Source organism: Agromyces atrinae, assembly GCF_013407835.1.
GTDB lineage: Bacteria > Actinomycetota > Actinomycetes > Actinomycetales > Microbacteriaceae > Agromyces > Agromyces atrinae.
Window position 1 is genome coordinate 2547281 of record NZ_JACCBI010000001.1, and the last position, 22833, is coordinate 2570113.

26 protein-coding genes are annotated in these 22833 nt (G+C 67.8%); 20 read left to right on the top strand and 6 right to left on the bottom strand.

What is annotated here, in order from left to right; all coding sequences use genetic code 11:
• Positions 1–13: 13 nt before the first annotated feature.
• The 3 genes from trxB to BJ972_RS11885 all read right to left on the bottom strand — a co-directional run bounded on the left by trxB (position 14) and on the right by BJ972_RS11885 (position 4812).
• Positions 14–970 (bottom strand): thioredoxin-disulfide reductase, encoded by a 957-nt coding sequence (gene trxB / locus BJ972_RS11875; protein ID WP_129172251.1) that lies wholly within the window; start codon positions 968–970, stop codon positions 14–16.
• An 82-nt stretch (positions 971–1052) separates the two neighbouring features.
• Positions 1053–2672 (bottom strand): murein biosynthesis integral membrane protein MurJ, encoded by a 1620-nt coding sequence (gene murJ, locus BJ972_RS11880; RefSeq protein WP_129172250.1) that lies wholly within the window; start codon positions 2670–2672, stop codon positions 1053–1055.
• Positions 2665–4812, bottom strand: coding sequence for a DUF6049 family protein (locus tag BJ972_RS11885; RefSeq protein ID WP_164989852.1), 2148 nt, complete (start codon positions 4810–4812; stop codon positions 2665–2667). The genes murJ and BJ972_RS11885 overlap by 8 nt, the downstream gene beginning before the upstream one ends.
• Positions 4813–4895: 83 nt before the next feature.
• Between BJ972_RS11885 and BJ972_RS11890 the strand changes: the two genes are divergently transcribed.
• The 7 genes from BJ972_RS11890 (at position 4896) to dnaB (ending at position 11188) form a co-directional block, all read left to right on the top strand.
• Complete coding sequence (locus BJ972_RS11890; RefSeq protein WP_129172249.1) at positions 4896–6323, top strand: CCA tRNA nucleotidyltransferase; 1428 nt, start codon at positions 4896–4898, stop codon at positions 6321–6323.
• Positions 6324–6523: 200 nt separating this feature from the next.
• Positions 6524–7306 (top strand): hypothetical protein, encoded by a 783-nt coding sequence (locus BJ972_RS11895; RefSeq protein ID WP_129172248.1) that lies wholly within the window; start codon positions 6524–6526, stop codon positions 7304–7306.
• Positions 7307–7588: 282 nt separating this feature from the next.
• On the top strand, positions 7589–7972 hold the full coding sequence (gene rpsF / locus BJ972_RS11900) for a 30S ribosomal protein S6 (protein ID WP_129172247.1): 384 nt from the start codon (positions 7589–7591) through the stop codon (positions 7970–7972).
• A 5-nt stretch (positions 7973–7977) separates the two neighbouring features.
• Complete coding sequence (locus tag BJ972_RS11905; protein ID WP_129172246.1) at positions 7978–8517, top strand: single-stranded DNA-binding protein; 540 nt, start codon at positions 7978–7980, stop codon at positions 8515–8517.
• A 61-nt stretch (positions 8518–8578) separates the two neighbouring features.
• The gene (rpsR, locus tag BJ972_RS11910; protein WP_129172245.1) at positions 8579–8842 is read left to right on the top strand and encodes a 30S ribosomal protein S18; all 264 of its coding nucleotides are present in this window, start codon (positions 8579–8581) and stop codon (positions 8840–8842) included.
• 11 nt (positions 8843–8853) lie between these two features.
• On the top strand, positions 8854–9306 hold the full coding sequence (gene rplI / locus BJ972_RS11915) for a 50S ribosomal protein L9 (RefSeq protein WP_129172244.1): 453 nt from the start codon (positions 8854–8856) through the stop codon (positions 9304–9306).
• 508 nt (positions 9307–9814) lie between these two features.
• On the top strand, positions 9815–11188 hold the full coding sequence (gene dnaB, locus BJ972_RS11920; RefSeq protein WP_129172243.1) for a replicative DNA helicase: 1374 nt from the start codon (positions 9815–9817) through the stop codon (positions 11186–11188).
• 56 nt (positions 11189–11244) lie between these two features.
• Here the strand turns inward: dnaB and BJ972_RS11925 are convergent, their stop codons facing one another.
• Complete coding sequence (locus BJ972_RS11925) at positions 11245–11907, bottom strand: trimeric intracellular cation channel family protein (protein WP_129172242.1); 663 nt, start codon at positions 11905–11907, stop codon at positions 11245–11247.
• 74 nt (positions 11908–11981) lie between these two features.
• Positions 11982–12692: an alpha/beta fold hydrolase gene (locus tag BJ972_RS11930; RefSeq protein WP_129172241.1), complete on the bottom strand. Its 711-nt coding sequence runs from the start codon at positions 12690–12692 to the stop codon at positions 11982–11984.
• Between the two features lie 154 nt (positions 12693–12846).
• Here BJ972_RS11930 and BJ972_RS11935 point away from each other — a divergent pair, with 154 nt between their 5' ends.
• Entirely contained in the window at positions 12847–13503 is a 657-nt protein-coding gene (locus BJ972_RS11935) for a GntR family transcriptional regulator (protein WP_129172240.1), read from the top strand.
• Between the two features lie 140 nt (positions 13504–13643).
• A complete protein-coding gene (locus tag BJ972_RS11940; protein WP_129172239.1) occupies positions 13644–14081 on the top strand; it encodes a DUF7882 family protein in 438 nt (145 codons plus the stop codon).
• A 92-nt stretch (positions 14082–14173) separates the two neighbouring features.
• Here the strand turns inward: BJ972_RS11940 and BJ972_RS11945 are convergent, their stop codons facing one another.
• A complete protein-coding gene (locus BJ972_RS11945; protein WP_164989851.1) occupies positions 14174–14341 on the bottom strand; it encodes a hypothetical protein in 168 nt (55 codons plus the stop codon).
• A 301-nt stretch (positions 14342–14642) separates the two neighbouring features.
• On the opposite strand from BJ972_RS11945, the gene BJ972_RS17350 reads away from it, so the two are divergent.
• From BJ972_RS17350 to BJ972_RS12000, 11 genes are all read left to right on the top strand, one after another.
• Positions 14643–15083: a DUF7882 family protein gene (locus tag BJ972_RS17350; RefSeq protein ID WP_241830679.1), complete on the top strand. Its 441-nt coding sequence runs from the start codon at positions 14643–14645 to the stop codon at positions 15081–15083.
• Between the two features lie 112 nt (positions 15084–15195).
• A complete protein-coding gene (locus BJ972_RS11955; RefSeq protein ID WP_129172238.1) occupies positions 15196–15462 on the top strand; it encodes a DUF7218 family protein in 267 nt (88 codons plus the stop codon).
• Position 15463: 1 nt separating this feature from the next.
• Positions 15464–16453, top strand: coding sequence for a DNA topoisomerase IB (locus BJ972_RS11960; RefSeq protein ID WP_129172237.1), 990 nt, complete (start codon positions 15464–15466; stop codon positions 16451–16453).
• A gap of 31 nt (positions 16454–16484) precedes the next feature.
• The gene (locus tag BJ972_RS11965; protein ID WP_129172236.1) at positions 16485–17051 is read left to right on the top strand and encodes a hypothetical protein; all 567 of its coding nucleotides are present in this window, start codon (positions 16485–16487) and stop codon (positions 17049–17051) included.
• Positions 17048–17326, top strand: a complete 279-nt coding sequence (locus BJ972_RS11970) for a hypothetical protein (RefSeq protein WP_241830678.1) — start codon at positions 17048–17050, stop codon at positions 17324–17326. The genes BJ972_RS11965 and BJ972_RS11970 overlap by 4 nt, the downstream gene beginning before the upstream one ends.
• A gap of 217 nt (positions 17327–17543) precedes the next feature.
• On the top strand, positions 17544–19520 hold the full coding sequence (locus BJ972_RS11975) for a CLIPPER-2 domain-containing protein (protein WP_129172235.1): 1977 nt from the start codon (positions 17544–17546) through the stop codon (positions 19518–19520).
• Positions 19521–19594: 74 nt separating this feature from the next.
• The gene (locus BJ972_RS11980; RefSeq protein WP_129172234.1) at positions 19595–20224 is read left to right on the top strand and encodes an alternate-type signal peptide domain-containing protein; all 630 of its coding nucleotides are present in this window, start codon (positions 19595–19597) and stop codon (positions 20222–20224) included.
• 50 nt (positions 20225–20274) lie between these two features.
• Positions 20275–20859: an alternate-type signal peptide domain-containing protein gene (locus BJ972_RS11985; RefSeq protein ID WP_129172233.1), complete on the top strand. Its 585-nt coding sequence runs from the start codon at positions 20275–20277 to the stop codon at positions 20857–20859.
• Positions 20856–21587 (top strand): SipW-dependent-type signal peptide-containing protein, encoded by a 732-nt coding sequence (locus BJ972_RS11990; protein WP_164989850.1) that lies wholly within the window; start codon positions 20856–20858, stop codon positions 21585–21587. The genes BJ972_RS11985 and BJ972_RS11990 overlap by 4 nt, the downstream gene beginning before the upstream one ends.
• Positions 21584–22195: a signal peptidase I gene (locus tag BJ972_RS11995; protein WP_164989849.1), complete on the top strand. Its 612-nt coding sequence runs from the start codon at positions 21584–21586 to the stop codon at positions 22193–22195. The genes BJ972_RS11990 and BJ972_RS11995 overlap by 4 nt, the downstream gene beginning before the upstream one ends.
• The gene (locus BJ972_RS12000; protein ID WP_129172232.1) at positions 22192–22833 is read left to right on the top strand and encodes a hypothetical protein; all 642 of its coding nucleotides are present in this window, start codon (positions 22192–22194) and stop codon (positions 22831–22833) included. Before BJ972_RS11995 ends, BJ972_RS12000 begins: the two co-directional genes overlap by 4 nt.

The window sequence follows — 22833 nt, forward strand, 5'->3', positions numbered from 1 at the left end:
GACGCGGTGGGCGTCAGCGGGTGGCCGAGGCGAGCTCGGCGTCGACGGCGGGAAGAGCGGCGAGGTAGTGCTCGGCGTCGAGTGCTGCGACCGTGCCCGAACCGGCCGCGGTCACCGCCTGGCGGTAGGTCGGGTCGATGACGTCGCCCGCGGCGAACACTCCGGGGAGGTTGGTCTTCGACGAACGACCGGCGACGGCGATGGTGCCCTCGGCCGTGAGGTCGAGCTGGCCATGCACGAGGTGCGTGCGGGGGTCGTTGCCGATCGCGACGAACAGACCCTGCAGGTCGAGGCCGCTCTCGGTGCCGGTGACGGTGTCGCGCAGGGTGACGCCCGTGACCTGGCCGGTGCCGTGGATCGCGGCGATCTCGGCGTTCCAGATGAACTCGATCTTCGGGTCGTCGAACGCGCGCTGCTGCATGATCTTCGAGGCCTTGAGGCTGTCGCGGCGGTGGATGATGTACACCTTCGACGCGAAGCGCGTGAGGAAGGTCGCCTCCTCCATGGCCGAGTCGCCGCCGCCGACGACGGCGATGACCTTCTCCTTGAAGAAGAAGCCGTCGCAGGTCGCGCACCACGAGACGCCGTAACCCGACAGCACCTCTTCTTCGGGCAGGCCGAGCTTGCGGTACGCCGAGCCGGTCGCATAGATGACCGAGCGGGCCTCGTGGACCTCACCGCTGCCGAGCGTGACGCGCTTGACGTCGCCCTCGAGCTCGAGCGAGGTGACGTCGTCGTAGACGACCTCGGTGCCGAACTTCTCGGCCTGGGCCTGCATCTTCGCCATGAGCTCGGGGCCCATGATGCCCTCGTCGAAGCCGGGGTAGTTCTCGACCTCGGTGGTGTTCATGAGCTCGCCGCCGACCTGCACCGAACTCGCGATGAGCAGGGGCTTCAGCTCGGCACGTGCAGCGTAGACCGCAGCCGTGAAACCGGCGGGGCCGGAACCGATGATGATGACGTCGCGCACGAAGACTCCTAGGGACGTTCGAGGCCGTCGGAATGACGGCTCACAGCAGGGTAAACACAGTGTAGGCGATGCGTATTCCTCGTCATCGGCGCCGCAGACGACGGATGACGGGTTCGGCGAATCCTCGGAATTCGGGCGATCTGACGAGCCAGAGTCCGAGCACGTAGAGGAGGCTCATGGCGCTGCCGATGACGATCATCGTGATGATCGCGCTCGGGCGGCTCTCGAGCGCGAACGAGTCTTCGGTGAGGCCTCCGAACGCGACGAAGATGATGAATCCGGCGATGACCGGCAGGATGACGGCGAGCAGGTAGCGCAGGTAGCTCGCGAGGATTCCGGGCAGGTCCATGCCGCCGAGGCGGCGGCGCAGCAGGATGATCGCGAGGATGAGCTGGGCGATGCCGGCGAACGTCGTCGACAGGGCGATGCCGATGCCGATCCACTCAGCGCGCACACCGAGGCACAGCACGGCGCCGCCGATGAAGAGCACGACCTGGAAGAGCGTGAAGAAGAAGGGCGTGCGCGTGTCGCCGAGAGCGTAGAACGCACGCTGCACGACGAACAGGATGCTGAACGGGATGAGGCCGATCACGTAGACGACGATGACCGGGCCCATGATCTCGGCGCCCTCGAGGCCGGGCTGGAACACGGCGGCGAACGACGACGAGACGAGCACGAGGCCGGCCGCCGCGAGCACGATGATGAGTCCGATACCGCGGATCGCCGCCGACACGTCGGAGCGGAGCGAGTCGGTGTCGCCGCGGTGGGCGTGCTCGCTCATGCGTGTGAAGTACGCGGTCGCGATCGACACCGTGATGACCGAGTGCGGCAGCATGAAGATGAGCCACGCGTAGTCGAGCGTCGCGACCGAGGCGACGCCCGGCAGGTCGGCGGTAGAGCTGAGCACCGCCGACGAGACGATGCCCGCCACGGTCGTGAGCAGCAGCATGCCGAAGGTCCAGCTCGCCATTTTGCCTGCTGCGCCGAGGCCCACGCCGCGCCAGCGGAAGTCGGGCCGGTAGCGCAGCCCGATACGGTGCCAGAAGTAGAAGAGGATGAGCGCCTGGGCGACGATGCCGAGCGTCGCGCTGCCCGCGAGGATCGTGATGAGGCCCGCGCTCCAGTCGGCCGGCGGGAGGCCGAGAGGCGTGTCGCCGTAGATGACCATGACGGCGACGAGGCCGGCGATCGCGATGACGTTGTTGATGACGGGAGCCCACGTGAACGGACCGAACGACTTCCGCGCGTTGAGCACTTCGCCGAGCAGTGTGTAGAGGCCGTAGAAGAAGATCTGCGGCAGACACCACAGGGCGAAGGCGATCGCCAGGTGACGGGACGCCTCGTCGAGCTGGGGCCCGTAGACGAAGACGAGCGCGGGCGCGAGGGCGAGCGCGACGACCGTCGTCGCGGCGAGGATGGTGAGGGCGAGCGTCAGGAGCTTGTTGATGTAGGCCGCTCCGCCGTCGGGGTTGACCCCCGCGCGCACGATCTGGGGCACGAGCACGGCGCTCAGCACGCCGCCGGCGACGATGACGTAGATGGCGTTCGGCAGGCCGTTGGCGATCGCGAACGCGTTCGGACCGCCGCCCGTCTGGCCGATCGCCGCGACGAGCACGATGGCCTTCACGAAGCCCAGCACGCGCGACACGATGGTGCCCGACGCGAGGAAGAAGCTCGCGCGGCCGATGCCGCGCTCAGACATCGGTCGTGTCGACGCGAGGAGTGTCGTTCTCCGCGTCATCCGTCTCGGTCGCGCTCTCGTCGGGGGCGTCGCGTTCGCGGCGACGGCGACGGATCGTGCGCCACACGCCGAGTCCGAACACGATGAACACGATGCTCGCGATGACGACGGCGCCGATGCCCTCCCACTCGGCCTGGACGTTTGCGGGGATCCGCACGGTCGTGCCGATGGGCACGCCCGTCGGCGAGGTGAGCGACGTGTCGAGGATCACGTCGCCGTTGCCGATTCGCGCCTCGACCGGCACTTTCACGACGGTGCGCGACTTCGGGCCCACGGACGCCGTGACAGTGTCGTCGACGACGAGACGCGGGTTCGACGGGTTCAGATCGATGACGACGGCGACGTCGTAGGGCGAGGTGTTCTCGACGGTCACGGGGATCTCGGTCTGCGATGCCCACACGTTGATCTGGCTGCTCGGAAGCACCTGGACCGAACTGAGGGTCGCGCGCGACGACGACTCGTGCGCGCTCATCGCCGTGTTCCAGCCCTCGGTGTCGTTCAGCCAACCGACGCCGAGCAGGGCGAGCGTCGAGCGGCTCTCGGGTGCGGTGAGCAGGACGGGGTTCGTGAGCGCGCTCGAGAACTCGGTGAGCGACTCGCCCATCGATATGAGGCGGCTGACCGCGGCGACGCGCTCGGTGCTCTCGCCCGCGTCGATGAACGTGCGCGTCTCGGGCGGGGCTCCGATCGCCTGCGAGAGCGTCGCGGGGCGGTTGGTGGCCATGCCGTCGATGATCGCGAGGGTGGCCTCGACGCGGTTCGGCGTCGGCGTCGTCGATCGGGCGAAGAGACCGAGCACGGTGGGGGCGCGACCCTCGGTGGCTATGAGGCCGAGTTCGGCGACGAGGCGGGCGTTGGCGGCGGCCCAGTCCGTCTCGTTGGTCGCCTCCTGAGCGCGCTGCAGAGCCGCTGTGACGGCGGCGTCGGTGACGACCGCGGTCGATCCGCCGAGCGATGATGCGGCGTTCGGCGTGGGGCCGTCGACGGGTTCGACGTTGGCGCTGCCGAGGATCGCCGTCGTGAGACCCGCGCGGTCGAAGTAGTCGAGATCGGGGAGGGCGACGGTTCCCGCTCCGGGCCAGACGAGATCGGTGCGTGTGTAGTCCCACGCGACGAGCTCCTCGGTCGTCGGCACGGTGGCCTCGGCGCCGTCATCCTCGGGTGCGGGGGTCGCCGTGGGCTCGGGGGTGGCCCCGCCGCCCGGCAGGGGATCCGAGAAGCGGTCGGGATTCAGCACGTCCTCGAACGTCGACGGAGCGAGAGGGGTGGGGATGCCGGCCTGCGACTGAACCGCGATGTCGGCGTCGGCGTAGGAGAGCGGGAAGATCTCGTTCGGCGCCGACGCGAGACGTTCGAGCCAGGCGACCGCCGACTCGGGCGCCTCATCGCCGAGCACGCGGATCGAGGCGAGGATCATCGGGTCGATCGCGATGGCGACCGGTCGGCCGTAGACCGCGTCGAGCTGGCGCGAGAGTAGCCCGAAGCCGTCGGTCCAGGTGGCGAGGTCATCGGCGGAGATGAGGCCGCGCGACTGCGGCGGAACCGTCAGCGGGGTTGCGAGGGCGAGGTCGACGGCGCCGCCGAGGGTGCCGTCGTCGTAGGTGAGCGTCGTGCGGCCGCTCGCCTCGGCGTCGCTGCCCTCGAGGGTCGCGCTCACGCGGTGCACGCCGGCCGGGGAATCGGTGAGGAGCGTCGCTTCGGCGGGGACCGTGAGGGTGATCGTCGCGGTGCCGCCCGCGGGGATGGACGGCGACGGCGTGCGACCGACGATCGAGCCCGCGTCGCCGGCGCCCTCGTCGATCCAGGCGGCGAGGTCGCTGCGCGATTCGATGACGCCGCTGTCGACGGAGACGGCGATCTCACCCGCGGCGATCGAGGTGTCGGTGTCGTTCGACACGGTGACGCCGAGCGAGAGCGGCTGGCCGGGGTTCACGATCGGCGTCGAGGAGACGGCCACGACGAGAGAGACGGTTCCCGCGGCTTCGTCTTCTTCGGCGGCGATCGACGTGCCGGGAGCCGCCAGAGCGGTCGCGAGCGCGGCCGCGAGGAGAGTGAAGAGGAGTCGCCCGCGGCGGCGCGCGGGAATCGACTCGGCCACCATGACGGCGAGTCTACGGCGCGAAGGCCCCGAGAACTCTGAGCGCCGCCCGCGTCGCGTGCTTCGCGGCCCCTAAAATAGGCGGCATGCAGAGTGTCGCAGCAGCCCTCGAGCGGCTCGGCGAACTCGCCTCGTCGCGTGGAGTCGCGCGTCTTGCCGCCGCTTTCGCCGAGGCGGGCCACGAGCTCGCACTCGTCGGAGGCCCCGTGCGTGACGCCTTCCTCGGGCGACCCATCAACGATCTCGACTTCACGACCGACGCGAACCCCGACGAGATCCTGTCGGTCGTCGAGCCCATCGCCGACGCGGTGTGGGACATCGGGCGGCAGTTCGGCACGATCGGCGCGCGCCTCGGCGACGACGTCGTCGAGATCACGACCTACCGCACCGACAGCTACGACGGCGAGAGCCGGAAGCCTGCCGTCGAGTTCGGCGACAGCCTCGAGGGCGACCTCGTGCGGCGTGACTTCACCGTCAACGCCCTCGCCCTGCGGCTGCCGCAGCTCGCACTCGTGGACCCGTCGGGCGGCATCGACGACCTGCTCGCCGGCATCCTTCGCACCCCCTCTCCGGCGACGCAGTCGTTCGGCGACGACCCGCTGCGGATGATGCGTGCGGCGCGCTTCGCCTCGCAGCTCGGTTTCACGATCGACACCGACGCCCTTGACGCTCTCGACGAGCTCGCCCCCGAGATCGACCGCATCTCGGCCGAGCGGGTGCGCGACGAGCTCTCGAAGCTGCTGCTCACCGAGTCGCCGCGCGCGGGCCTCGAGGTGCTCGTCTCGTCGGGCATCGCCGCGCGGGTGCTGCCCGAACTGCCCGCGCTCCGGCTCGAGGTCGACGAGCACCACCACCACAAGGACGTCTACGAGCACTCGTTGACCGTGCTCGATCAGGCCATCGGCTACGAGAAGTCGCGCGGCACGCTCGACTCCCCCGACCTCGTCATGCGCCTCGCGGCGCTGCTCCACGACATCGGCAAGCCCGCCACGCGGCGCCTCGAACCAGGCGGGGTCGTCTCGTTCCACCACCACGACGTGGTCGGAGCCAAGCTCGCGAAGAAGCGCCTGCGCGCCCTGCGGTTCGACAACGACACGATCGCCGCCGTCGCGCGCCTCATCGAGCTGCACCTGCGGTTCTTCGGGTACACCGACGGCGCGTGGAGCGATTCGGCCGTGCGCCGCTACGTGCGCGACGCGGGCGATCAGCTCGAACGGCTGCACATCCTCACCCGCTCCGACGTCACGACGCGCAACCGCCGGAAGGCCGACCGCCTCGGCTTCGCGTACGACGACCTCGAGGCGCGCATCGCCGTGCTCGCCGAGGAGGAGGAGCTCGCCGCGGTGCGCCCCGACCTCGACGGGCAGCAGATCATGGAGCTGCTCGGCGTGGGCCCCGGCCCCGTGATCGGCGAGGCCTACCGGTTCCTGCTCGAGCTGCGTCTCGACGAGGGCCCCCTCGACCCGGATGTCGCGCGCGAGCGCCTCCTCGCGTGGTGGGCCGCTCGCGACTGACATCCGCGGGTCTCTGCCCGTCGAGTGTCGCCGTTTGTGTCGAGAATCGCCGGTAGAGCGGCGACTTTCGATGCCACAGGCGATTCTCGGCGAGATGAGTCGGCGAGCCGCAACCGACCATGCACCGGGTGCGCCGAGGTGTGCGCGTCGATGCGGAGGAGTGGGCGGATGCGGGTTTCGTTGCGCGGTACGCGACGCGCATGCGCGCTGTCGCAGCGACGCGTCATCACGAGCCGGTCTTCTCGCACGTCTCGGCGGCGATCGAGTGGGGTCTGCCCATCGTCGGCCCGCACCTTCAGCACGTCCATCTCGCCGCGGACGGTCGTCGTGGCGTCCACTCGAAGAACGGCGTCGTGTGGTACCACGATGCGATCACGACGGATGACGTCGTCGAGCGTCGCGGAGTCCTGGTGACGTCACTCGAACGCACGGTGCGCGACGTCGCGTGCATGCTCCCGTTCGCTTCGGCGGTCGCCGTGCTCGACCATGTCTTCCGTGACTGGATCGAACTGCCCGACGGCACCCGTGACCGCGGGATCGATCAAGATCGATTCGTGTACGAACTCGTCGTAGGCGCATCCCGCCGCGGCGTCCGCGGGGCTCGCGCGGCCGCTGCATTCGCGGATCCGGCTGCGGAATCGCCGGGTGAATCGGTCAGCCGAGCGCACATGCACGTGATGCACTTCCCGGCGCCCGTGCTGCAGGCACGGTTCCCCCGCGCAGACGGCTCGGGCGACGACGTCTCCGACTTCGACTGGCCCGAGCTCGATCGGTTCGGCGAGTTCGACGGTGTCGGCAAGTACATCCGTGAGGAGTTCACCCGAGGGCGCTCGACGGCTGACGTCGTGCTCGACGAGAAACGGCGCGAGGACCGCATCCGCCGTCACCGCTCGCACGCGGTGCGCTGGGACTGGCGCATCGCGCTCTCTCCGCGTCTGCTCCGCGAGCACCTGATCGCCCACGGCATCCACCCCACCCGCTGACCCGTCATCCGCCCCGCTCCGTCCCGCGTCCCGCGCCGAGTGTCGCCGTTCGTGTCGAGAATCGCCGGTAGAGCAGCGACTCTCGACACGAACGGCGATTCTCGACGAGATGTGGGGCTGGCCGAGCGGGAGGGGAGAGCGGGGTGCGCGAGTTGTGGGCGGATACGTTACACTTGCAAGGTTGCCCGTGTGCCGCATTCGCGGCCTCCTCGGGTGACGTATGCACAACCCTCCTGTTGCAGAGATACTGCAGCCGTTCAGTCCGAAGGAGGTGGGTTAGTCATGCATCAGTACGAGTTGATGGTCATCCTCGATCCCGAGATCGACGAGCGCACCGTTGCTCCCAGCCTTGACAAGTTCCTCAATGTCATCCGTAACGATGGTGGATCCATCGAGAAGGTCGACATCTGGGGCAAGCGTCGTCTGGCTTACGAGATCAACAAGAAGACCGAAGGCATCTACGCTGTCGTCGACTTCACCGCCGAGTCGGCTACGACCAACGAGCTCGACCGCCAGCTGAACCTCAGCGAAGCGGTCATGCGTACCAAGGTGCTCCGCGCCGAGGAAGGCATCGCTCAGGTCGCCGCCGCTGCCAAGGCCGCTGAGGCCAAGGCTGCCAAGGCTGCCGCCAAGGCAGCTGCGAAGCCCGCCGCGAAGGACGCCTAGTCCTCATGGCCGGCGAGACGATCATCACCGTGGTGGGCAACCTCACCGCAGACCCCGAACTGCGTTACACGCCGAACGGACTCGCGGTTGCCAACTTCACCATCGCCTCCACTCCTCGTACGTTCGACCGTCAGTCGAACGAGTGGAAAGACGGTGAAGCGCTGTTCCTGCGCGCGAGCTGCTGGCGTGAATTCGCCGAGCACGTCGCTGGATCACTGACCAAGGGAACACGCGTCATCGCTTCCGGGCGTCTCAAGCAGCGTTCTTACGAGACGAAGGAAGGGGAGAAGCGCACGGCCATCGAGCTCGAGATCGATGAGATCGGCCCGAGCCTGCGCTACGCCACTGCCTCCATCACGCGAGCGCAGTCGTCGGGTGGCGGCGGAAACCGTGGCGGTGGTGGCGGAGGATACTCCGCACCGCAGCAGGGTGCCGTCGACGAGCCCTGGGCTCCCAGCACTCCCGCATCGTCCCCTCAGCAGGGTGGCGGCGGAGATGTCTGGAACACGCCCGGCACCGGCTACGGCGACGAGACCCCCTTCTAAACCCGAGGATGCCTCGTAGGAGGCGTCTCCCGGAACGATTTTCTACAGACAAGGAAAGACAATGGCTGGAAAGAGCAGCGGCGACCGCCGCAAGCCGGCCCGCGGAGCCAAGGGCGGCAAGAACGCCGCTCCCGCGAAGTCGGTCAAGGTCGGCGTCATCGACTACAAGGATGTCGCGACCCTCCGCAAGTTCATCTCGGAGCGTGGAAAGATCCGCGCCCGCCGAATCACTGGTGTCTCCGTCCAGGAGCAGCGCCTCATCGCACGTGCCGTGAAGAACGCACGTGAGATGGCTCTGCTTCCGTACGCTGGCTCGGGCCGCTAAGGAGCAAGACGATGGCAAAGGTAATCCTGACGCACGAGGTCACTGGCCTCGGCGCTGCCGGCGACGTGGTCGAGGTCAAGAGCGGCTACGCACGCAACTACCTGGTTCCCCAGGGCTTCGCCGTGTCGTGGAGCCGTGGCGGCCAGAAGCAGGTCGAGCAGATCAAGGCGGCTCGTGTCGCTCGCGAGCTGCACTCGCTCGAGGACGCACAGGCACTCAAGAAGGCTCTCGAGTCGACGAAGGTCAAGCTGTCCGTCAAGGCCGGCTCCGAAGGACGTCTCTTCGGCTCGGTCAAGACCGCTGACGTGGCTGCTGCCGTTTCGGCTGCCGGTCTCGGCGAGGTCGACAAGCGCAAGATCGAGTTCACGAGCCCGATCAAGTCGACGGGCGAGCACGAGGCTACGGTTCGTCTTCACGACGAGCTCTCGGCCACGATCACCCTTCAGGTGGTCGCCGCCAAGTAGGCGTCGCACGAATCCATGAACCGGCAGGTCTTCGGACCTGCCGGTTCATCGTCGTTTAAGCTCCGTGACCCCCGCCGGAGGGGGAGGGGCGTACACCACTGATGCACCGTCTCACAAGCTCAGATGACCTATCTCGGCGCATTTGTTCACAGTTTCACCCACAGCCCGGCAACCCTCAACCGTCGGTCTAGAGTATTTCTGTTCACACAGACGTGGAAACTCTTTATAGCTGGTCAAAAGACATTAATTTGTCAGAATCTCTTGAGTTTCCACAGGTTCCCCCACAGGCAGTACACATGCTTGTCGGCGTTTCGTGCAGATTCTCCACACAGTTATCCACAGGGTGAGTTGTGGCCCGGCCGTGTGCTGCCTATCGTGAGTCAGTCGCTGCTCGCCGGGGGTGGGCGCGATACCCACGCACCGTGTCAGTGGTCGCCGGTAGAACGGTGATCACGGCCGTTGCGCACGCGCACATCGCGCCCAGAAGTCCATCCTGAAGGAGGAGTGAGTGTCGATCGCCCACCTCGGAATCGCCGAACCCTATGAGGGCGGCGAGTCGCGGCGACCCGATCGCTCTCCCCCGCACGACCTCCTCGCCGAGCAGAGCGCGCTCGGCGGCATGATGCTGTCGAAGGATGCCGTCGCCGACGTCATCGAGACGCTCCGAGGCCCCGACTTCTACGTGCCGAAGCACGAGGTCATCTTCAACGCGATCCTGTCGCTCTACTCGCAGGGTGAGCCCACCGATGTCATCGCCGTGAGTGACGAGCTCGTGAAGACGGGCGACCTGTCACGCGCCGGCGGCGCCGAGTACCTGCACACACTCACGAGCCTCGTGCCGACCGCGGCGAACGCGGGCTTCTACGCCACGATCGTCGCCGAGCGTGCACTGCTGCGTCGTCTCGTCGAGGCCGGCACGCGCATCGTGCAGATGGGCTACGCCGGCGAGGGCGAGACGACCGAGATCGTCAACAACGCCCAGGCCGAGATCTACTCGGTCACCGGTTCGAGCGAGGCCGAAGACTACGTGCCGCTCACCGAGGCCGTCACCGTCGCGATCGACGAGATCGAGGCCGCGAAGCACACCGACGGCAAGTTCACCGGCGTTCCGACGGGCTTCGCCGACCTCGACGACCTCACCAACGGCTTCCACCCGGGTCAGATGATCATCGTCGCGGCGCGCCCCGCCATGGGTAAGTCGACGCTCGCGCTCGACTTCGCCCGCTCGGCGGCGATCACGCACAACATGCCGACGATCTTCTTCTCGCTCGAGATGGGACGATCCGAGATCGCCATGCGTCTGCTCTCGGCCGAGGCATCGGTCCCCCTCCAGAACATGCGTAAGGGAACGGTCGACGCCCGCGACTGGACGACGATCGCGTCGACCCGCGGCCGCATCAACGACGCTCCGCTCTACATCGACGACAGCCCCAACATGACCCTCGTCGAGATCCGCGCCAAGTGTCGCCGCCTCAAGCAGCGTGTGGGTCTCAAGATGGTCGTCATCGACTACCTGCAGCTCATGACGAGCGGTAAGCGCGTCGAGAGCCGCCAGCAGGAGGTCTCGGAGTTCTCGCGTGCCTTGAAGCTCCTCGCCAAGGAGCTCCAGGTACCCGTACTCGCGCTCTCGCAGCTCAACCGTGGTGCCGAGCAGCGTTCCGACAAGATGCCGGCGCTCTCCGACCTCCGTGAGTCGGGCTCGATCGAGCAGGACGCCGACATGGTCGTTCTCCTGCACCGTGAGGCCGCCTACGAGCGCGACAGCCCCCGCGCGGGCGAGGCCGACCTCATCGTGGCCAAGCACCGTAACGGCCCCACCCGTACCGTCACCGTGGCCTTCCACGGCCACTTCTCGCGCTTCGCCGACATGGTGCAGGTGTAGGGGCGAGCGATCCCCGTATCGCCAGTCGACCTGACGTGTGGTGGTGAAGCCCGACTTCACGGGATCAGCGGCTTCGCGCGCCGATGGATCACCGATCGCTGCTCGGGGAACCTCCAGTCGAAGAGCACGGCTGCGAGTCTCACCACGGTGGTCACCGCGACGCCGACCAGTCCCGCGATCGGGATCGGAACACCGAACCCGGCGAGCACGATGAGCGTGCCCGTGCCGGCGCCGGCCGCGACGGCGTAGAGGGTGCCGACGTGGAGGAAGGAGATCGGCAGGTTCAGGATGACGTCCCGCAGCATTCCACCACCGATCGCGCCGATGACTCCGACGACGAGCGCCCCGGCTTCGCCGACGCCGAGGGACAGCGCCTTCGACGCCCCGATCGCGCCGAAGAGTCCCATGACGACGGCATCGAGCACCGTGATCACCCCGTCGGCGCGGCGAAGGATCGGCCGGATCGCCATGCCGAGGATCGCGCCTGCCGCCGCGACAGGCAGGTACCAGTTCATCCAGATGACCACGGGCGGCTGATCGAGCACGATATCGCGGAGGAGTCCGCCTCCGAGCGCGACGGTGAGGCCGATGACGACGACGCCGAGTACATCGATGCGCCGGTGGTGCTGGCCTGCCGCGAACAGAGCTCCTTGAAGGCCGCCGAGCCCGGCAGCGAGGAGCTCGATCCACAGGTCGACCTGGAACACGGTGACGGACATTCGATCTCCTCTCCCGATGTGGGCCGGCTCGCTCGTCGAGCCGGCCCACGGGCGACGGTCGTGGCGGATGTCGCTCAGGCGGCAGTGCGGGTCGCGCTCTGAGCGGCGGTGACGATGACGTCCGAGACGACGCCCGGCTGCGTCATGAACAGGGCGTGACTCGCAGAGACGGTGGTGATCTCCGCGCCGGCCCGCTTCGCCATATGCAGGAGCATGGCCTGGTCGAACGCCTGGTCCTCGGTGGCGATGACCGCCCAGCTGGGCTTCTCGCGCCAGGCCGCGTCCGTCACGGGCGTCGAGAAGACCGACATGTTGATCGGCACCTGAGAGTCGCGGAGGAAGGCGGCGTCGGCGTCGCTCGCGTCTGCAGCGAATCCGATCGCGAACTTCTCCCGATTGATGAAGCCGTAGCCGTCGTCGCCGATGTCGAGCACGAAGTTGGGTGTCGCGGCGAATCCCTCGTATTGCTGGGCGCTGCTCTCGCCGGAGTCGGGCACGAGGGCCGACACGTAGACGAGTCCTGCGACGTTCGGGTGGGTACCCGCCTCGGTGATGACTGTTCCGCCCCACGAGTGGCCGACGAGGATCGTCGGTCCGTCCTGGAGGTCGAGGACTCGTGTGGTCGCCGCGACGTCGTCGACCAGGGAGGTGAGCGGGTTCTGCACGACGCTGACCCGGTAGCCCCGGGCGGTGAGGTTGTCGTACACGCCGCGCCAACCCGATCCGTCGGCGAACGCGCCGTGCGCGAGCACGACGTTGGTGATTCCTCGGCCTGTGGTGTTCATTGCATTGCCCTTCCGCTGTTCGCTCCGGGTGCCCGAAGCGAGTCCTCTGGAACCGACGAGCGCCGTTCCTGATGTGCAATATATTGCATGCTAGAACCGTGCGCAAGGGGTCGCTCGATTTGCCTCCCTGCAATCGATGTGCGCAATATATTGCATGCCCATTCCGTCCGGCACTGCCGCAGTTGACCGCTCACTCCTCCGAGACGACGTCTATCGACGTCTTCGAGATGCCATTGTCGACGGCACCTTCATGCCCGGAGAGCAGCTCAAGGACGGCGAGCTGGCCGAGTGGCTGGGGGTGAGTCGTACTCCGGTGCGGGAAGCCCTCCTGCGACTCGCGACGAGCGGACTCGTGGTGGCCTTGCCGGGACGCTCGACGACCGTGAGCATCATCGACGAGCGAGCGGTGCGGGATGCACGGGACGTCATCGCGGCGATGCACGAGCTGGTCGCACGCCAGATCACGGGTCGACTGAGCGACGATGACATCGAGCGGATGACGGACGCGAACCGTCGCTTCGCTGCGGCGGTCGCTGCCGACGATGTCGGCGCGGCACTCGACGCCGACGAGGAACTCCACCGGATTCCCGTCGCCGCCCTGGGCAATCAGGCGCTCGAGGCCGTACTCGACCAGTTCGAGCCTCTCGTGCGTCGCACGGAACGGCTGCGCTTCAGCGGCGACGCCCACGCCTCGATCGAGTTGCACGACGAACTGATCGCGCTCCTGGCGTCCGGCGACGCGCAGAAGGCGGCGTCGGTCGCGTTCCACATCTGGCACAGCCTGCCTGCGGACGACGTCGCGGACGACTGAGCGGGCAGAGCCTCATGCGCGCCTGAATCCCGCGTACTACCGCGCAGGAGCGTATACCCGCCACCGACGCTCGCCGCGCGGCACAACGCGAGATACCATCAATTCGAGCCACTCGTCGATCCGTCGGATCGAACTCCGACGTGGCGCGCACGAAGGGCACCACGTTGGGACGACTCCTCTACGGCGGGGGCGATCGCTATCTCCCCCTGGATGACCGCCTGCTTGCCCACCTGCAGGTCGTGTTCGGCAGCAAGCTGCGACGGCAGGAGTCGTTCATGCTCTCGGTCGTCGACCGCTCGAAGGGCGTGCCGCAGCGCCGCGCCCTGTGGTTCGAGGCGGCGATTCCCCTCGAGTTCGAGTTCGAGACCGACGAGCACCACACCCTCAACAAGGAGTGGCTCGAAGAGCTGGCTCTCGCGGCCGCGTCATCCCATGGCGTCGTCATCGAGCACGTGCCGGAGCCCTCGTCATCCACCCCCAACGCGGCCCAGCCCCGCACCGCCCGCGCGGTGCGGAATGCTCGCCAGTCCGCGGCGGCGGCCGACGCCCTCCCCGAGGAAGTCGTCGAGGCTTCCTAGCGCGAGACTTTCCCGCCTACAGACACACAAAAGAAGAGCAGCCGTGCCCTCCCCGGCGCGGCTGCTCTTCTGTCTGTGGGTGTGCGCTGAGGCTACACCGGGCTCTTGCGGCCGCTGATCATGCGGACGAGCCACACGATGATCGCGAGTACGAGAAGTACCGCTCCGACCCAGAGAAGGAAGTTCAGCGACGAAACGAATCCGCCGGTGAACAGCAAGACGATGGCAATCACGGCGATAACGACGAGAAGGATGTTCATAGTTCAGCTCCTAAATGTTGGTTGGGCGTGATCGGGCACCGAGTTCCGGTGATTCCGACTCGTCGGCGGGGTCCGAACCATCTCGCGATGCTTCGTAACCGCTGACGTCGCCCCCGGAGGCGCGGACGGCTTCGAGATACTCTTCGAGTTCCGTTCGCTCAGGTCCGTGCGCGTTTTCTGTCGATTCGCTCACGGCGCCAGCTCCTTCCGTGCGGGGTGGCCGCTGGACTACACAACCACTCCCCACAATGGGGGACAAGGGGGTTGCCAGCGCCAGATCCCTGTGATAACCCGCGAGAGCATGCGCGCGACCGATACGCTCGACCACGAGGGCCGACAGCTCTATCGGCCTCGACGGCACGACCGAGGAGTCATCATCGGAACACTCGTTTACGGCCTCCAGGGCAGTGAGTTCGACTTCGACGACCGCGTTCTCGCGCATCTGCAGGTGGTGTTCACCGCCAAGATGCGGCGTCGCGAGTCGTTCATGTTCGTCTGGCGCGACGACCCGTCGGTCGGCGACGGTCGCAGCGCGGCGTGGATCGACTCGGCCATCCCCCTGTACTTCCGCTACAGCGGCGGCAAGCAGCCCGTGCTCAACATGGAATGGCTCGAAGAGATGTCGATCGCGGCCGGCAGCACGCAGGGCCTCGTCCTCGGCGAGGAGCCGGGCCACGAGGGCGAAGGGGTCGTGCGCGCGCACGACAACAGCATGAAGAGGCGCGACCACCCCGCCAATTGATCGGATGACGCGTGCGCGCCCCGCGCCCCTGTCAACCCCCTGCGCTCGGGCCCGCCTCGCGCCTACGCTGAGCGGATTCCGCGTTGCGGCCCGTGTCGACGGAGGGGAGATCATGCCTCGAGGGAAGAACTCGCACCTGAAGGATCCGGAGCTGTACGAGAAGCTCCGTGCCGATGGTGCGTCGAAGGAGAAGGCCGCGCGCATCTCGAACGCGGCAGGTCGAGACGGCCGGTCCGAACTGGGGCGGCGCGGCGGCGAGGCCGAAGACTACGACGAGCGCACGGTGCCCGAGCTCCGCGCCCGCGCGAAGGAGCTCGGTCTGACGGGCTATTCCGACAAGCGGAAGAGTGAGCTCATCGCGATGCTCCGAGAGCACTGACGTGCGACTCAAGAGGGTGCAGCCCTACAGCTCGAGCGGGTACACGCGGCGGCGCGATGGCGAGCGTTTCCGCTACCGCGATGCGGATGGGAAGCCCGTCGACGCCGATGAGCGCCGCCGCGTCATCGAGCTCGCGATCCCGCCGGCGTGGAACAAGGTGTGGATCTCGGATCGCGCCAACGCGCACATCCTTGCGGTGGGGGTGGATGCCGCGGGCCGGCGTCAATACATCTACCACCCCGAGTGGCGGCGCGTGCGCGACGGCGAGAAGTTCGAGCGAGCGCGCAGGCTCGCCGAGTCGCTTCCGGGCGCACGCACGGGAGTGACGCGCGCTCTCCGCGGAGATGAGCTGACCCGCGACCGTGTGCTGGCCGCGGCCTTCCGACTGCTCGACACCGTCGCCATCCGTGCGGGCGGCGAGTCGTACCTCGCCGAGAACGGCACGCACGGTCTCACCACTCTTCTCGGGCGCCACGTCTCCATCTCCGGGTCGACGGTGCAGCTGCGCTTCCCCGCGAAGTCGGGCGTCGCCGCTGAGGTCGAGGTCGTCGACGACGATCTCGCCCGGTGTCTCGGTGAGGCTCGACGCTCGCCGCGCACGCGACTGCTCGCGTGGAAGGACGGCTCGAAGCGCGTTCCCATCACCACGATCGACCTGAACGCCTACGTGCGCGAGCGCACACTCGGCGACTTCACGGCCAAGGACTTCCGCACCCTCCACGGAACCATCACGGCGGCCCGGTCGCTCGCGAAGCAAGGGCTCGCGTCGACGGAGCGTGAGCGCTCGGCGTGCATCCGCCGCGCGGTGCAGGCCGTCGCCGACGAGCTCGGCAACACTCCGACGGTCGCGCGCACGAGCTACATCGACCCGGAGGTCTTCGATCGGTATGCCGCGGGTGAGCTGATCGATCTCTCGATCTCGCCCGACTCCGGCATCCTCGCTCTCCTCGGTCGACCTGGCTCGCACGGCGCTCCGGCGGGTGCCGCGTAGACTGGACAGGTAGTTCTGAGGAAGGTCGGTCGTGTCGGGTCACACAGGCGGAGACGTGCGCGCCTTCATCATCCCCCTCGTGCGAGCCGCACTCGCGCTCGCCGCGGGCATCGTGGTGACGTTCGCGCAAGACCACTCGGCCCCGTTCGGACTCGCCGTCTTCGGCGCCTGGGCGCTCGCCGCCGGTCTCCTCATCGGCGCCCTCCAGCTGCGTTTCGAAGCTGACCGACTCACACGCCTGCTCGGCGTCATCCAGGCCGTCGTCACCGCCGTGGCCGGCATCCTCGCCCTCACCGTCGGCGGGGGCCTCGCGTTCCTGCTCGTCATCGTGAGCGCCTGGGCCGCGATCACCGGGTTCCTCGAGCTCTACGCGGGCTACCGCGCGCGCGGCCGTTCGGCTGCGGCTCGCGACTGGCTCATGTTCGGCGGGTTCACGGCCGTCCTCGCGCTCGTCTTCCTCCTCCTTCCGCCGAACGTCGTCGTCTCCGTCGGCATCCTCGGCGCGTACTGGATCATCCTCGCCGTCTTCGCGGCGATCGCCGCGTTCTCGCTCAAATGGGCGCCGTCGCGTCAGGGCACGGGGGTGGATGCCGCGTGAGCAACGATCCCGGAAAGAAGCTGCCTCAGCCGAGCCGACGCGATGTCCTGCGCCCGCTCGAGCTCCTCGGCGGCTCGTTCATCGCCGCCGTCTTCGTCGGTCTCATCACCCTCATGGTGACGCGCGACCTCGTGGTTTCGGGCATCGCCACGGGCGGTGTCTTCATCATCGTGCTCGTCGCGCTCGCGATGTTCGTGCTCGCGTTCAAGCCCGACGACGACGAGCTCGCCGACCTCGACGCGCAGAACCGACCCGACGACTCCTCCGCGCACTAGTCGCGCCCCTCTCCGACGCGGGCACTGCCCTCGTCGTCGCTTCGTCGCGCCCGAAAGCCGAGTTGCCCTCGCTTTGGGGGTGAATAGAGGTAGTCGGTAACGCTTCCAACCGCTACTGTCGGAAACAGTAAACGTTTCCAATGATGGGGTTAGCGTGATGGTTCGGGGGGCCGCAGCGCGCGTGCGATCGCGCAGCGGGCGAGTGGGGCGTGGAAGCGTGCGGTGGGGCATCGTGCTCCTCGGTGTGCCCGCGCTCGTCGCCGGTCTTCTCGTCGCCTCCGCTGCTCGCGACGACGTCGTCGCGAGCGCCGCCGGAAACAGCATCTACATCAACGAGTCGTTCCAGGGTGCCACTCTCCCCTCGGGGTGGCTCTTCTCGGGCCGAGCGGGTACCACTCCGCCGAGCATCGTGGCTCCAACTAACAACAACGCGGGCGGTGGGCGCTGGTTGCAGCTCACCAACGATGACGCCTATGGCGGAGCTGGTTCTTCGGGTTTCGCCCTGAACAACACGGTCTTCGACTCGAATAAAGGTGTCGTCGTCGAGTACGACCAGCGCATCTATCGCACCAACAACGGTATGGCGAACAACGATGCTGACGGGGCCGGAGACGGACTCTCTGTCTTCCTCGTCGACGCGAACATCAGTGCGGCGTCGGGCACGAGTGTCGACACGACAACCGACGAGCCGGGCGGTTTCGGTGGCGGACTCGGCTACTCGAGTATCTCGAACAGCAGCTCGTCGTGGTGCCCCAACCAACAGGGCATCGCGGGCGGCTATTTCGGTATCGGGTTCGATGTCTACGGCAATTATGCCCGCTCCGACACGACGGCGGTCTCCACGCGACCCAATTCCGTATCGGGAGGAGCCTCCCAGCAGCGCGTACCGCAGGCCATTGGCGTGCGCGGGTCGGGTGTGCGGCACACGACGACGGGAGCGACGTGTACACAGCCGACGAACCAGCGCGACTTGAACTACTGGTACGGCATGAACACGGACCTCAATCCGACGAGCGGCGGCTACCGCTGGATCGGCGGAAGCGGAACGCGGCCGGCGAACACGATCGACAACAACTACGGCGACGGCAGCCGCTACCGCAAGGTGCGCATCTCGATCACTCCTGAGACGAACGGCGCTCGCACGCTGCGGGTCTACATGACGCCGGCCGTCGAGGTCGGCAAGGATATCTGCGCATCGGGCACGACGCCATGCACACGGTGGGTCTCGAATCCGGCGACCACGCCGGCCTACGCATTCGTGTATTCGACGAACCTCAACACCAACTCGTTCCAGGCCGCGCTGCCCGCGCAGTTCAAGCTCGGCTTCGCCGCGTCGACGGGCTTCGCCGTCAACAACCACCAGATCCGCAACCTGCTCGTCTCGACGGAGGCCGACCTCGCGGTGACGAAGCGCATCAACGGCGCCGCGAGTGCGACGGTCGCACCAGGAGCGACGGCGACCTACACGCTCACCGCGCAGAACCTCGGGCCCGACGACATCACGACCGACTTCCCCGCCACTCTCGTGGATGGATTGTCGGGTCTACCGCTCGACCCGGCGACGGTGACGTGGAGTGCGACTGTGGCGGGTGCTGCGCGCGTCTCGAAGACGGGCACGACGTTTGCGACGACGGCGACGGGCACGGGCGCTATCACATCAGCCGCCCCGCTCTACTGGATCGCTCCCGCCGGTACCGCGAACACCGTCACGGTCACCGTGTCGGGAACCGTGCTCGCCTCGGCTCCTCGCGGAGTCGCGATCCCCAACACCGCGCGGGTGGCCGTGAACCCCAACGGTGGCCCGCGTGACAACAACTCGGTCAACGACACGGCCATCGCGAACCTCACGGTGCCGAACACGCCGACCGTCTCGATCGTGAAGACCGGCCCGGCGACGTTCGCCTCCGACACCGTGGGCAACGCCGGCTACTTCCAGATCGTCGATCCGGGCGCCGACGCGAACGCCCCCGGCGATGCCGATGTGCCGACCGTTCGCGCGGGAACCTCGGTCACCTGGGCCTTCCACGTCGTCAACACGGGTCAGCTTCCGCTGTCATCCGTCGTCGTCACCGATGTCGACGAGGACGGCGCCGCCGTCACCGTCGCGTGCCCCGCCACGACCCTCGCGGTCGGGGCATCCATGTACTGCCGCGCCACGGCGATCGTGAACCCCACGGGAGGCGCCTCTCCCTGATGACGTGACCCACTCCCCCTACAGAGCATCACTCGAACATCATTCGCACCACAACAAGCTAAGGAACAGAAATCATGAAGAAGAGAACAGTCGGAATCGTCGCCGGAGTGCTCGGCGTCAGCCTTCTCGCCGGTGGCACCACCCTCGCCCTCTGGTCGGACCAGGCCGAGCTCGACGGCGGCGAGATCACGACGGGTAACCTCCTGATCGAAGCCAGCGGAACCGACGCCTGGTACGACTTCTCGCCCGCGACCGCGACCGGCTGGGTCACGGCGGACACCGTCTTCGACCCCGCGCCGACCGCGGGTGCCGGCGCCGTCGTCTTCCCGAACCAGTTCGGCCTCGTGCCCGGCGACCTCGTTGAGTACGCGCAGGCGTTCAACCTCACCGCGACCGGTGACAACATCGTCGCGAACGTCTCGATCGACCCCACCGCGATCGACGCCGTCGTTCCCGCGGCCCTCCAGCCGTACGTGACCGTCGGCATCGCGGTCTTCGACGAGGACGACGTGCTCCTCGGTTCGTCGACGACGACCGAGCTCGAGTTCGAGGTTCCCGACACGAACAACGAGCCGTCGCAGGTCGCCGAGTACACCGTCAAGGTGCGCATCGGCTTCGACGGCGCAGCGGCCGACCGTGAGGGCGTGCTCAGCACGATCGACTTCACGACGGTGCCGATCACGCTCACGCAGGTTCGCCCGTAACATCGCTCCATCCGCACCACCGGCGTCTCTACCCCGAGAGGAGGTCGACCATGACACGCACGTTCACGACGATCGTCGTCAGCGGAGCCATGCTCATCGTCGGCCTTCTCTCGGGCGGAGTCGCCTGGGCCCTGTGGAACGACGACGACCCGGTATCGACCGCCGTCATCGCCACGGGCGACATCGACCTCACCCTCGACGCGACCTCGACCTGGTGGGACCTGAGCGGCGACGTCGCCGGCACTCCCCTCGAGGTCGACTCCGACTTCCTCACCGTTCCGGGCGACACGATCGCCTTCGAGCAGCCGTTCTCCGTCACGACGACGGGCGACAACATGCGCGCCGAGATCGACGTCGACGTGCCGTCGCTCACGGATGTCGCGGGCACGCTCGCTTCCGACATCGACGTCACCTACACACTCCTCGATGCCGACGGCGGCGTCGTCGGCACGATCGACGACATCGCGGCCGGCACGCCGTCGACCTTCGAACTGACCGGGGCGGATGACGGCTCGGCCGCCTACACGCTGCGGATCGTCTTCGAGTGGCAACCGGGCTCGGCCGACCGCATCCGTGTCACCGATATCGCCCAGCTCGACGCCGTCGAGATCGACCTGCGGCAGGTGCGCCCATGACGCGCCGCAGAGTCCTCTGGCCCTATCCCGTTGCCGCCCTCGCTCTCGGCCTTCTCGCCGGCGGGGGCACTGCCGCGTTGTGGAGCGAGTCCGAGAGTGTCGTCCCGGTCATCCAGTCGGGGTACGTGAATTTCGCTGTCGGCGCTCCGACGACGATCACCCCGACCTCGGGATCGACGTGGACCCTGCCGACCGACCTCTTGGGCGATGGCACGGCGGGAAAGCCCTACCTCGCGCCCGGCGATACCGCGGTCGCGGTCGTGCAGATCGACGGCACGTCGCAGGGCAATCGAGGCCTGTCGTGGCAAGTGCCATCGGGCGGCGTCACGGTCAACGGAGGGGTGCTGGCGCAGGGCCTCACGGTGAAGGCGATCTCGGTCGCGAACCCGGCGGCCTGCACGGCGAGTGCCGTCGCCGCAGCGCCGTCGCCCCTGTATTCGGGCCCGCTCGCGGGTCTGACTCTCGCCCCCACGACTCTCGTCACCGCTACCTACAGCACGACGCCGTTCACTGCACCCGTGACCGCCTACCGGTGCCTCGCATTCACCGTGCCCGCCTGGTCAGGCACCTACTCGAACACCGCCACGGTGACCGGTCAGAACGGCGGCGTAACGGCGACCGACACCGACACGTGGAACGCGAAACTCCTCCCGCCCGCGAGTGCTTACGTCGTCGACGTGAAGGTGGCGTTCACCGCCGCGACCTTCCGACCCGGGGGCGCACCGTGAGCGGCAGCGCAGACGTGACCGGCGAGGTCGCTGAACCGAGGTCTGATCCGGAGCGGCCCGACAGCGTCTGGCGGGGCATCGGCACCGTATTCACGTGGGTGCTACTCGCCGTCGTGATCGCTGCTCTCGCGGCATCCGTCGTCGTCCCCCGCGTCATCGGGGGCGTGTCTCTCACCGTGCTCACGGGTTCGATGCGACCGACGATCCAGCCGGGCGACCTCATCGTGGTGAAGCCGGTCGCCTTCGACGAGGTGCAGATCGGTGACATCGTCACCTTCCAGCCCATCTCCGACGACCCGACGGTGATCACCCACCGTGTCGTCGCGAAGACCTTCACCTCGGGCGAGACGATGTTCGTCACGCGGGGCGATGCGAACGGCACCGACGACGAGCCGATCACGGGCGAGCAGATTCGCGGACGGCACATCTACACCGTGCCGAAGCTCGGCTTCGTCGCGCAGGTTCTCGGGGGCAACCGCACCGAACTCGTGCTGATCGTCGGCGGCGGCCTCGTCGTCGTCTCGCTTGGTGCGTTCATCGCGGCGGGGATCGATCGCCGGAAGCGCCGCCGCGGTGCCGCGGACAGCACTGACAAGGTCGCCTCGTGAAGCGTCGCATCGCGGCGGCCGCTCTACTCGTGCTGTCTGCCCTCGCCCTCCCGACCGCTGCGGCGGCAGCCGAGTACGACGACGCGATCGCCCTCAGCTGGACGGGTTCGAGCTTCGCGAGCGAACTCGTCGGGCCCCTCTACCCCAGTCCGGTCGCGGTGCCCGGCGACACGGGCGACAGCTCGTTCCTCGTGCGGAACGACGGGCCGTCGGCCGGGCAGCTCACGGTCGAGGTCGTCGACGTCGAGCTCGCCCGCGACCCCGCCGATCCGTTCTACGCCGACTTCCTGCTTGCCGGTCAGCCCGTCATCGACCTCTACGAGCGCGACACCCTCATCGAGACGCGCACGATCGAGCGCGGCGAGGTGGTGCGCGTCAGCGTGCCCTTCGAGTTTCCCGCCGACGTGACGACGGGCAACACGCGCGACGGCGAGGTGCGCGTCGCGTTCGACGTGCGCCTGACACTGCGGGGCGACACCCCGCCGACGCCGGGCGGGCAGATTCCCGTCACCGGTTTCGAGGCCGAGCATCTCGCCACGATTGCGGGAGTCGTGATCGCCGCCGGCATACTCACTGTCGGAATCGTCGCGATACGCCGCCGCAAGCCGCCTCTCGACGGCCGGCGGCCGCGCCGCTAG